The organism is Leuconostoc carnosum (assembly GCF_014207505.1).
GTDB lineage: Bacteria > Bacillota > Bacilli > Lactobacillales > Lactobacillaceae > Leuconostoc > Leuconostoc carnosum.
Window position 1 is genome coordinate 1 of the sequence record NZ_JACHGL010000004.1, and the last position, 9,240, is coordinate 9,240.

Sequence of the window (9,240 nt, forward strand, 5' to 3'; positions counted from 1 at the left end):
TCCCTTCCTCTCCATTATGGACGCTTAGCTCAGCTGGGAGAGCACCTGCCTTACAAGCAGGGGGTCACAGGTTCGATCCCTGTAGCGTCCATTGGTCGCATGGTCTAGCTGGTTAGGACGCCTGCCTGTCACGCAGGAGATCGCGGGTTCGAGCCCCGCTGTGACCGCTATATGACTGACGAACATGAACAGCCAGTGTTAAGTGGGGTGCAATTCCCTACCATGTTATATCAGCATGGCTGATTATTATGATTGTAGGGATATAGTTAAACGGTAGAATAGCGGTCTCCAAAACCGTTGATGGGGGTTCGATTCCCTCTATCCCTGCCATGGCGGTAGTGGTGAAGTGGTTAACACACTGGTTTGTGGATCCAGCATGCGAGGGTTCGATCCCCTTCTACCGCCCTATAAGCCATTTGGCTTTAATATGCCGTTGTGGCGGAATTGGCAGACGCGCTGGACTCAAAATCCAGTGGTGGCAACACCGTGTGGGTTCGACTCCCACCGACGGCATTAGGAAAGCACAATATCTTCGGATATTGTGCTTTTATTTATTTTAGTATGTAATTTTAATTAACAGCCAGGTTGCCAGGTTATTAAAACCAATTATGCCACTATATTGACAAGTTATGCCAAAATGATTGTTTTTTGCTTTTAAGCATCTTACAATTTGATTATCAAATATAAATGGGGTAAAAGGTATGGCTAGGTATAAAAATAAAACGTTCACAGAATTATTGAGTTTATTAATGGTTTACGGTGTTCATTTAGATTTAAATATTACTTTAGGAAAGGTAGACCAAAGTAAAGAACAAGAAAAATTTGGTGAGTGTGCCAGATTTTGATACAATAAAGACATGATAATTGGTATTGGTAATGATATAGAATCTATTAGTCGAGTAGGGCAGATTGTAGATCAAAAAAATAAGTTTTTAACCTCAATTTTAACTGCATCAGAAATTGATCAAGCATCAACACGGCGTGGAAAACATTATCACGAATTTGTTGCGGGACGATTTTCAGCAAAAGAAGCTTTTTCTAAAGCTACTGGATTTGGTATTGGTGAAAAAGTAAAGTGGCAAGATATTGAAGTTTTGAATGAAAAAAACGGACGTCCCATTATACGAGTGAAAAATTTTCCTTATAAAACTTATGTGGCAATTACGCACAGTGGTGACCAAGTTAATACTGTAGTTATTATTGAACGCCGCACTTTGCTAGAAAAGATTAGTTTGAAGATTTTCCCAAAACGAGGAGTATTATAATGATAAAAGAAAATGATTTATTATTGACGCGACCCTCTTGGATTACAGTCAACCTAGATGCAATAAAGCAAAATGCACAAACTATGTTAAAGTACACTGGAGCTAAAAGATTAATTGGTGTGGTCAAAGCAAATGCTTATGGGCATGGTGACTTAGCTGTTTCTGAAGCCTTGTATGAAGTAGGCGTTCGTGATTTTGCCGTGGCAACAATTGATGAGGGTGTTAGGTTACGTCAAAGTTTTATTAATAAAGATGTGCGTATCATTTTGTTAGGGGTTCAGGATGTGTCACAGGTATCAGTAATGGTATCGAATCAATTGGAACCTGCGGTTGGTACATTAACATGGCTGCAAGAAGCTGTTTCAATGATTCCTGCGGGAGAAAATTTAGCGCTTCAGTTAGCTGTTGATACAGGTATGGGACGTATGGGAGTTAATTCAGAGTCTGGATTGAAGCGCTTATACGAATTTATTAATGCCAACGACAAATTATTGCTTTCAGGTGTCTTTACACATTTTGCGACTGCAGATGATGGAAACCAAAATTACTATTATTCTCAAGTTCAAAAATTTAATAAATGGGTTCAGGCTGTCGGTATTCCTAGAAAATTTTGGCATTTAGCAAATTCTGGTTCGGCACTTTGGCATACTAGCGAAATTGATACAAATACAATTCGTGTAGGTTCAGTGTTGTATGGTTTTAACCCTGGTGCCCCACTTCTCTCATTGCCAATGGCATTAAAACCAGCATTAACGTTAAAGTCAAAAATTGGATCCGTACATCAATTGCAAGCGGGTGAGTCAGTTAGTTATGGTGCAACCTATACAGCGCAAGTGCCTCAGTGGGTTGCTACTTTGCCAATTGGTTATGCTGATGGCTACTTACGTCGTATGACTGGCATGAAGGTTCTAGTTGACGGACATATTGAGCATGTTATTGGTCGTGTGACCATGGATCAAATTGTCATTACGTTGGCACATCAATATCCAGTTGGTCAAGAAGTCACGTTAATTGGGCGTGATGGTGATGAAGAAATTACAATTGAAGATTTTGCCCATTATGCAGACACAATTCCACATGAAATTGTGACGATATTTGGTTCAAGATTACCAAGAGTATATGAATAAATGCGCTCAGGCGCGTACATAATAAGTGAGATTTTATGACAGATGAACATCAAACAATCATGCGTGGCGATATTTTTTACGCAGATTTAAAACAAGGAATCGGCTCAGAACAGGCCGGCATTCGTCCAGTATTAATCATTCAAAATGATGTGGGTAATGCTAATTCACCAACTACAATTATTGCTGCAATTACATCACAAATATCTAAACCTAAGTTACCAACGCATATCTTATTACCAGCACATATGGGTGGTATGAAGAAAGATTCGGTTATCTTGGCAGAACAGGTGAGGACTATCGATAAACGCCGTTTGCGTGATAAAATTGCCCATATTAACGCGAGCTCGCAGGAAATGCAACAGGTGGCCCATGCTTTACGCATTAGTGTAGGGATAAAATAGAAGGGCTTGACGAAAATACTATTTTCTAGTATTATTAGCATTATCTTAGAGGATTAAGCAAGCGCATGTTAAAGAGAGCTGATGGTGTTGTGAATCAGTGATGTTAATGCCCAAGGTTGCTAAGTGTTAAAAATATGAATAAACAAAGTGGTTGTTGATATGCATAACTGACATCAATAACAATGCAGGTGGTACCACGGTGAAAATCGTCCTAATTAAATTTTTTAGGACGATTTTTTTGTACAGCCATTAATAAAGGAGAGTAATATGCGCGATATTAATATGACTACAAAATATGAACCAACTTCTGTTGAAGCTGGACGGTATGATAGCTGGCAAGAAAAAAAATTATTTTCTCCAGAATCAAATAAGGCCATTCAAGGTAACGAACCTGAACCCTATGCAATTGTTATTCCGCCACCAAACGTAACAGGGAAGTTACATTTAGGACATGCTTGGGATACGACGTTACAAGATATGATTATTCGTCAAAAGAAGATGCAAGGTTATGATGCTTTGTGGTTGCCTGGTATGGATCATGCAGGTATTGCTACGCAAGCCAAAGTTGAGCAACGTTTGCGTGCTGAAGGTATCACTCGTTATGATCTAGGACGTGAGAAGTTTGTTGAACAAGTATGGGATTGGAAAAATGAATATGCTGCAACAATCAAGCAGCAATGGGGAAAAATGGGTCTTTCTTTAGATTTTGATCGAGAAAGGTTTACTTTGGATGAGGGTTTGAATAAAGCAGTTAATAAAGTATTCATTGACCTCTATAAAAAAGATTTGATTTATCGTGGCGAATATATTATTAATTGGGATCCACAAGCACGGACTGCACTGTCAGATATTGAGGTGATTTATCAAGATGACGAAGGGGCATTCTATCATGTGAAATATCCATTTACTGATGGCACCACTTTTGATGGCAAAAATTATATTGAAATTGCAACAACACGCCCAGAAACAATGTTTGGTGATGTGGCCGTGGCGGTTCACCCAACTGATGAACGATATAAAGATCTCATTGGTAAAAAAGTAATGGTACCATTGGTTGGTCGTGAAATCCCAATTATTGCTGATGAATATGTTGAAAAAGATTTTGGAACTGGTATGGTTAAAATCACACCAGCGCATGATCCTAATGACTTCCAAGTAGGGAATCGTCATGACTTAGAGCGTATTAATACGATGACCGAGGATGGACATCTAAATGATAAGGCTGGAAAATATGATGGTATGGAAAGATTTGAAGCACGTAAAGCCATTGTAGCAGATCTTGAAGCTGGAGATTTCATGCTAAAAGTGGATCCGATTGTTCATTCAGTTGGTCATTCTGAACGTACAGGAGTGCCTGTTGAATCACGCTTGTCAACCCAATGGTTTGTCAAAATGGAACCATTGGCGAAACAAATTTTGGATATGCAAAAAATTGATGATGAAAAAGTTGAATTTGTTCCTGCACGATTTGAAGATACGTTTACGCGTTGGATGGAAAATATTCGTGATTGGGTGATCTCACGTCAATTGTGGTGGGGACATCAAATTCCAGCTTGGTACAAGAATAAAGGAACGGATGAGGAAGAAATATATGTTGGCGCAAAAGCACCTGAAGGTGAGGGTTGGGAGCGTGATCCAGATGTTCTAGATACTTGGTTTTCATCAGCATTGTGGCCTTTTTCAACGATGGGTTGGCCTGAAAATATGACGGGGGATTTTGCACGTTATTACCCAACTAATACTTTAGTAACCGGTTATGATATTATCTTTTTCTGGGTGGCACGTATGATGTTCCAAGGAAAAGAATTCACAGGACAGCGACCATTCAAAAATGTCTTAATTCATGGCTTAATTCGTGATGGTGAAGGACGTAAGATGTCTAAGTCATTGGGTAATGGTGTTGATCCAATGGAAGTTATTGAAAAGTATGGGGCTGATGCTTTGCGTTGGTTCTTGGCTACAGGATCAACTCCTGGACAAGATGTGCGTTTTACCTATGACAAAATGGACGCAGCTTGGAACTTTATTAATAAAATTTGGAATGCTTCACGTTATGTTATTATGAATTTGGATGAGGACACGCCAGCAACTTTGCCTGATATCGCTAAATTAACACTGGCTGACAAGTGGATATTGTCTCGCTTGAATCGAACGGTTGATAACGTGACACGTAACTTTGACAAGTTTGAATTTGGCGAAGCTGGTCGCGAGCTGTATAATTTCATTTGGTCTGATTTTGCTGATTGGTATATTGAAATGACCAAGGAAACGTTGAACAGTGACGGTGATAAGTCACCAGTTCAACAGACTTTGGCATATGTCCTCGATCAAACACTTCGCCTCTTACAACCTATCATGCCTTTTGTTACAGAAGCTATTTGGCAAGAAATGCCAGATCAAGTTGACCAAAATGCTGATTTTGCTATCGTCCGTTATCCAGTGGTGCACGATCAATTAGATGATCCAGAAGCAGAAATGTCATTTAAATCATTGCAGAATTTGATTATTGCTGTGCGAAATATTCGTTCAGAAGCTGGTGCACCAATGTCAACACCAATTGATTTATTGATTAAAACATCTGATGAAAATTTGATTCAGATTTTTAATGATAATGCTGAATACATCAATCGTTTTGCTCATCCTAAATCACTGCAAATTGATGCGCATATTGAAGCACCTAAGTTATCTATGTCCCAAGTTATTTCTGGCGCAGAAATCTATGTCCCATTAGCAGAATTAATTGACATTGATGATGAGATTAAACGGCTTGAGGGCGAAGCTAATAATTTCAGAAATGAAGTTAAACGTGCTGACGGTAAATTGAGTAATAAAAAGTTTACTAATGGTGCCCCAGAGGCAGTCGTGGCGGCTGAAAAAGAGAAGCTATCTGACTGGCAAGCCAAGTTATCTGCTACTGAAGAACGGTTAAATACATTAAGAAATACAAAGTAACGATTAAAAATCGGTTCATTTTGGATCGATTTTTTGTATCAACTGATTAATTGTTACTGTAATATAATTTAGTCGGAAATTAGCAAATGACTTGCGTAATCACTAAAATCCGCTACAATGGTATGAGTATAAGTTAGAAAGAGACAGCATATGCCCGGAATTAAAATTTTATCAAGTGCTCATTATGTACCTGAGGATGTTGTCACCAATGATGATTTGGCTAAAATAATGGACACCAGTGATGCTTGGATTCAGGCACACACTGGTATTAAGACACGTCATATATCATTAAAAGGTGAAAATACCAGTGATTTAGCGACCAAAGCTGCACAAATAGCGTTAGCTAAAGCGCAGGTTAAGCCAGAAGAACTTGATTTAATCATTGTGACAACCTTTACTCCTGACGGTTTAGCACCTTCAACCGCAGCACTTGTACAACGTAATTTATCAGCAAAAAATGCGTGGGCTTATGATATTATGACAGCTTGCGCAGGTTTCATATTTGGTTTAAGTACAGCCGATAAATTTATTCGTTCAGGTGCCTATCGCAAGGCTTTAGTTGTGGCAGCCGAAGTCAATTCAAAAATGATGGATTTCAAAGACCGTACAAGTACGGTGTTTTTTGGTGACGGTGCTGGTGCGGTCGTGCTCAGTGCGGATGATCAAATCGATATGGTTAAAGGCGAGCAAATGTGTACCATTGGGAATGCTGAAGTTGTTCATTCTGGTAGAATTGCGCCGTTGACGACTTTATCTGCAAATAACTATCCAGTAACAGATGCATTTACACAAATTGGACGAGATGTTTTTGACGAAGTCACCATGTTGATTCCAGAACATATTCAAGCATTTTTAGCTAGTAAAGACTTGGAAACAAAAGATATTGATTATTTCATTCCGCATCAAGCTAATTTGAGGCTTATTGAGTATATTGCAACCGCATTAAATGAACCTCTTGAGAAATTTTCGAGAAATGTTGTTTACAATGGCAATACATCATCTTCAGGGATTGCCATTGGTTTTGATGAACTCAATCAAACTGTTGATTTAACGGGAAAAAGAGTGCTACTAACAGGTTTTGGAGCAGGGTTTACTTATGGGAGTATTTTGCTCGAACTATAATATGGAACAAGTGTAATGATTTGTAAATCCTTTTTTTGTAATTTTTTTGTAACAATGTTATACGATTGAGAAATCTAAACAATATGTGCGTTATAAAAAATGGATATACTTGATGATGTTGTTAAGATTTGTATAAAAGCAAGTCAAAAAATTAATAAACATAATAAAAATTAAATTATTTGGAGTTATATCTTATGAGTCATAATTTGAAGAAAACATTATTAGCAGCAGCGGCTGGTGTCGCAGCAGCAGTTGGCGGACATGCAGCAGTTTCAGCTGATTCAGTTGAAGTTCAGTCTGGTGACACACTTAATAGCATTGCGCAAAAGAATAATACAACTGTTGATGACGTAGCAAAAGCCAACGGTATTACAGATACGAATTTAATTATTGCTGGACAAAAATTAAATATTTCAACACCAGAAGCACCTTCTGTTTCAGCTGATGGATCGAAGTATACTGTTCAAGCTGGTGATTCATTATCAAAGATTTCTGAAACAACAGGTGTCAGTATTGCAACCTTGACATCTTTGAATAACTTGTCAAATCATGATTTTGTTTTGACTGGACAAGAATTGTCATTGCAAGAAGCACCAAAAAATCAAAATACTGCTGAAACAGTTACAGCAACAGAGCAAGCACCAGTTGCAGCTGCTACTGATACTGAAAAAGTAGCATATATCGCAGCTGCTGATACAGACAAAAACGGCTTTATGACAACAGCTGAATATGATGCCTATCAAGCTAATGGTGGTCAAGTAGCTGCAGCTGAAAAAGCACAAACAGTCACAGCACAACCAGCAGCGCAGGTCAGTGAAAATGTAACTTATAATGCAGCTGCGGATGCAAACCATGATGGCTACATGACGGCTGCAGAGTACAGTGCCTATCAAGCTAATGGTGGCAACAAACAAGCGCCCGCTGCAGTACAACCAGCAACAACACAAGCACAAGCTTCGACACAGCAATCTGCACCTACACAAGTTTCAACAAATAATACATCAGCACCTAGCTCTTCAGCAGCACAAACAATGTTGAACTCATTGAACGCTAAGCGCGCTTCATTAGGTTTGGCACCAGTAACGTTGGATGCAGGATTGTCAGCACATGCACAGTCTCGCGCAGCAAATGCAGTTGCTAATGGTGGTATTCCAACCAACCATTTTTCAACTAATGGTGAAGTTGTTGCCGTTGACTTTGGTGCTGGACAAGTCATTGATGCATGGTATAACGAAACGAATATGACAACGAATGGCACACCTGGACATCGTATGTGGGTAGCAAACGCCCGTGCCACATCAGTAGGATTTGGTATTGTTGGCGGTACAATTGTTGCCGAATCAAATGCCGGTCAATATTAATAAATAAAAGTCTATGACGAGTAATTGGTTAGACTTAGCACTAGCGCAGTTAGGGAATAAATATTATTCTCCAGGTGCGTTTGTTGCGTTTATTTTTAATTCAACCCATGTTCATTCGCATGTTAAATCTGGCAAATGGTCTGCAGATTTGGTTGATTTAACATATGATGTATATGAATTAAACACAATTGAAAATACTAATCCGGGTGATTTACTTTTTTGGGGTATACCGGAGCAACCTTATACTACTGGTATTTATGTTGGTGGCGGACAATTTATTGCAGTTGATGCAAATGATAAACGTGTCAAAATGCAAATGCTAAATACAAATTGGTTGCCTACATTTACTGGTACTGTATTTTGACTTGATAGTGACATCTATTTGTATTCTTTTTGTCATAAAAAACCGTGTTTTGTTGCATTTGTGTTTATAACGTGATTTTGATAATAAAATGCAACTTATGTAAAACATGCATGTGACATTATATTGGTAAACTATTCAATGTCGAGAAAAATATCAAACAACTTTAGTATTTAATATTTACTGAGTGAATGTACTTTTAAGGAGTTAACTATATTATGAAATCATCTACTATTGTCAAATCTGTTGTTACTGCAGCTGGTGCATTTACTGTCGCTGGTGTTGCTTCTGTATCTGCTGATACAATGACTATTAAATCTGGGGATACATTAAGTAAGATTGCAGCTGCAAAGGGAACTACCGTTGCAGACTTAGTAAAAGCTAATGCTATTAAAAACCCAAACTTGATTTTTGTTGGACAGCAATTACAAGTTCAACCAACTACAAAATCAAATAAAGTTGCTGCAACACAAAAAAGTACAGTTAACTCTGGTTCATATAAAGTGAAGTCAGGCGACACACTTTATCATATTGCTGCAACAAATGGAACAACTGTTGCTGCATTAGTTGCTGCTAATTCAATTTCTAACGTTAATTATATTGCGGTTGGACAAACATTGAATCTTGCACCAGCAGCCGCAACACCATCAA

The 9,240-nt window shown here is 38.5% G+C and carries 9 protein-coding genes and 5 tRNA genes; all 14 read left to right on the forward strand.

Going from position 1 to position 9,240, the window contains the following annotated elements; translation table 11 throughout:
- Window positions 1-18 precede the first annotated feature (18 nt).
- Window positions 19-91: transfer RNA gene (locus HNQ98_RS05045), tRNA-Val, on the forward strand.
- Window positions 92-93: 2 nt separating this feature from the next.
- A tRNA-Asp gene (locus HNQ98_RS05050) sits at window positions 94-167 on the forward strand.
- A gap of 89 nt (window positions 168-256) precedes the next feature.
- Window positions 257-330: transfer RNA gene (locus HNQ98_RS05055), tRNA-Trp, on the forward strand.
- A 2-nt stretch (window positions 331-332) separates the two neighbouring features.
- Window positions 333-405, forward strand: a tRNA-His gene (locus HNQ98_RS05060).
- Window positions 406-429: 24 nt separating this feature from the next.
- Window positions 430-513 (forward strand) — tRNA-Leu (locus HNQ98_RS05065).
- Between the two features lie 188 nt (window positions 514-701).
- Window positions 702-845, forward strand: a complete 144-nt coding sequence (locus HNQ98_RS05070) for a hypothetical protein (protein ID WP_019040535.1) — start codon at window positions 702-704, stop codon at window positions 843-845.
- Between the two features lie 12 nt (window positions 846-857).
- Window positions 858-1,265 carry a holo-ACP synthase gene (gene acpS, locus HNQ98_RS05075; protein ID WP_014974897.1) on the forward strand — a complete coding sequence of 136 codons (408 nt, stop codon included), beginning with the start codon at window positions 858-860 and terminating at the stop codon, window positions 1,263-1,265.
- Window positions 1,265-2,392, forward strand: a complete 1,128-nt coding sequence (gene alr / locus HNQ98_RS05080; RefSeq protein WP_135197822.1) for an alanine racemase — start codon at window positions 1,265-1,267, stop codon at window positions 2,390-2,392. The genes acpS and alr overlap by 1 nt, the downstream gene beginning before the upstream one ends.
- 35 nt (window positions 2,393-2,427) lie before the next feature.
- The gene (locus HNQ98_RS05085; protein WP_135197821.1) at window positions 2,428-2,793 is read left to right on the forward strand and encodes a type II toxin-antitoxin system PemK/MazF family toxin; all 366 of its coding nucleotides are present in this window, start codon (window positions 2,428-2,430) and stop codon (window positions 2,791-2,793) included.
- Between the two features lie 267 nt (window positions 2,794-3,060).
- Window positions 3,061-5,745, forward strand: coding sequence for a valine--tRNA ligase (locus HNQ98_RS05090; protein ID WP_135197820.1), 2,685 nt, complete (start codon window positions 3,061-3,063; stop codon window positions 5,743-5,745).
- A 150-nt stretch (window positions 5,746-5,895) separates the two neighbouring features.
- Window positions 5,896-6,867, forward strand: coding sequence for a beta-ketoacyl-ACP synthase III (locus HNQ98_RS05095; protein ID WP_135197819.1), 972 nt, complete (start codon window positions 5,896-5,898; stop codon window positions 6,865-6,867).
- A 194-nt stretch (window positions 6,868-7,061) separates the two neighbouring features.
- The gene (locus HNQ98_RS05100) at window positions 7,062-8,228 is read left to right on the forward strand and encodes a LysM peptidoglycan-binding domain-containing protein (RefSeq protein WP_135197818.1); all 1,167 of its coding nucleotides are present in this window, start codon (window positions 7,062-7,064) and stop codon (window positions 8,226-8,228) included.
- A gap of 13 nt (window positions 8,229-8,241) precedes the next feature.
- Window positions 8,242-8,592 (forward strand): NlpC/P60 family protein, encoded by a 351-nt coding sequence (locus tag HNQ98_RS05105; protein WP_135197817.1) that lies wholly within the window; start codon window positions 8,242-8,244, stop codon window positions 8,590-8,592.
- A 215-nt stretch (window positions 8,593-8,807) separates the two neighbouring features.
- On the forward strand, window positions 8,808-9,240 hold a 433-nt coding region (locus HNQ98_RS05110; RefSeq protein WP_184284958.1), incomplete at its 3' end, for a LysM peptidoglycan-binding domain-containing protein.

Coding starts and splice junctions, on each gene's coding strand:
- HNQ98_RS05070 (WP_019040535.1), top strand. CDS start 702: ATGGCTAGGTATAAAAATAAAACGTTCACAGAATTATTGAGTTTATTA.
- acpS (WP_014974897.1), top strand. CDS start 858: ATGATAATTGGTATTGGTAATGATATAGAATCTATTAGTCGAGTAGGG.
- alr (WP_135197822.1), top strand. CDS start 1,265: ATGATAAAAGAAAATGATTTATTATTGACGCGACCCTCTTGGATTACA.
- HNQ98_RS05085 (WP_135197821.1), top strand. CDS start 2,428: ATGACAGATGAACATCAAACAATCATGCGTGGCGATATTTTTTACGCA.
- HNQ98_RS05090 (WP_135197820.1), top strand. CDS start 3,061: ATGCGCGATATTAATATGACTACAAAATATGAACCAACTTCTGTTGAA.
- HNQ98_RS05095 (WP_135197819.1), top strand. CDS start 5,896: ATGCCCGGAATTAAAATTTTATCAAGTGCTCATTATGTACCTGAGGAT.
- HNQ98_RS05100 (WP_135197818.1), top strand. CDS start 7,062: ATGAGTCATAATTTGAAGAAAACATTATTAGCAGCAGCGGCTGGTGTC.
- HNQ98_RS05105 (WP_135197817.1), top strand. CDS start 8,242: ATGACGAGTAATTGGTTAGACTTAGCACTAGCGCAGTTAGGGAATAAA.